Genomic DNA, 1,764 nt, shown 5'->3' on the forward strand with positions numbered 1-1,764 from the left:
ATCTTTTTTTCCCAACGCTTCGCATTGGGCTGAATTAAGACGCCCCTTCGGGGCTTGGCGTGTACCCGGCATAACCATTAACAATTAACAATTGACAATTAAATTAGTGCAACTTGTGGTTAAATGCTGAACGCTGAACGCTAATAAGAATTACGAATGACAAAAAACGATGTTCAGAACGCAAATAAACACAAATAGCGCAAATCAACGCAAAGGAAAACTTGTGTTCCTTGTCATAAACTTGTGCAACTTGTGGTTAAATGCTGAACGCTGAACGCTGAAATACGAATATTTAAATGATACAAAACAATGAAAAAGAAAATTTTTACTTTGATCATGGGGCTGCTGTTGACAGCCCTTGGCGCTGCGGCGCAAAACAACGGCAACGCCGGTCCGCTTACGTGGAACTATAATGCCGGCACCAAAACCCTCACCATCACCGGAGAGGGGGAGATGCCGGACTATGCTTATGGGGGGGGCACCGATCGGCCCTGGCAAACGTTCAAAGACGAGATCGAAACCGTCACCATCGGCCACGGCGTAACCACCGTAGGACAAAGCGCCTTTACCCGATGCAGCAAGCTGCAAAGCATCACGCTGCCGGCTACGCTTACTAAAATTGGATCCCACGGCTTTTCCCGTTGCACGGCGCTGCAAAGCATTACGCTACCGGCTGTCCTTACGAAAATAGACGATTATGCTTTCATCGAATGTTCGGCTTTGACGACCTTCGAGGTAGATCCGGGCAATGCCCGTTATACCGCAACCGACGGCGTGCTCTACAACAAAGCCAAAACAATCCTCCGGAACTATCCCGCAGGGAAGGCGGCTACGTCCTTCAGCGTCCCGGCCGGTGTTACCTACATCGGAGCATATGCCTTCGAAGCAGCTGCGAAGCTGCAAAGCATTACGCTGCCGGCAGGAGTGGAGAGCATCGGAGAGCATGCCTTTCACGGTTGCACGACGCTGCAAAGCATCGCCCTGCCCGAGGGCCTTACCACCATCGGAAAGTATGCCTTTCACAATTGCACGGCGCTGCAAAGCATCACGCTGCCGGCAAGCCTTACCCACATCAGAAACGATGCCTTTTCCCGTTGCACGGCGCTGGAAAGCATCACGCTGCCCGCTGCTCTTACGGATATAGATGGTTCTGCTTTCTTCAACTGCACGGCTTTGACGGCCATCGGGGTGGATGCCGGTAATGCCCGTTTCACCTCTGCCGACGGTGTGCTCTACAACAAAGCCAAGACCGAGCTGGTCCGCTACCCCGCAGGGAAACCGGGTACCGCCTTTACCGTCCCGGCCGAGGTAAAGAAAATCGGAAACAATGCTTTTGGCAATTGCAAACTGCAAAGCATCACGCTGCCCGCCGGGCTTACCACCATCGGAAAGTATGCCTTTCTGGATTGCACGGCGCTGCAAAGCATCGCTATTCCGGCTGCCGTTACTTCCATCGAGGATTATGCCTTTGTGGATTGCACGGCGCTGACGGAGGTCACCGTAGCCTGGGATACGCCGCTTGACATCCCCCCGTATGTCTTCCACCGCGTTACCCTCTCGAACGTTACGCTGCGCGTTCCGGCCGGAAAAATGCCGGCCTATCAGGCCGAAGCCGTATGGAAAAACTTCGGAACCATTACAGATGGCGTGCTCTTCTTTCTCGCCGTCAGCCCGGCCACGCTCAGCTTTGTAGCCGCCGGCGAAACGAAACCGGTCACCGTCACCGCGAGCGGAGCATGGACGGCCGCTTCGGATCAATCGTGG

The 1,764-nt window shown here is 53.7% G+C and carries 1 protein-coding gene; it reads left to right on the forward strand.

The genetic code is table 11. The annotated features are described in order from the left end of the window. Nucleotides 1-309 precede the first annotated feature (309 nt). A partial coding sequence (locus EII41_RS13510; protein ID WP_148091762.1) for a leucine-rich repeat protein occupies nt 310-1,764 on the forward strand: 1,455 nt, incomplete at its 3' end.

This window comes from Tannerella forsythia, from assembly GCF_003860135.1.
GTDB classification, from domain to species: Bacteria; Bacteroidota; Bacteroidia; order Bacteroidales; family Tannerellaceae; genus Tannerella; species Tannerella forsythia_A.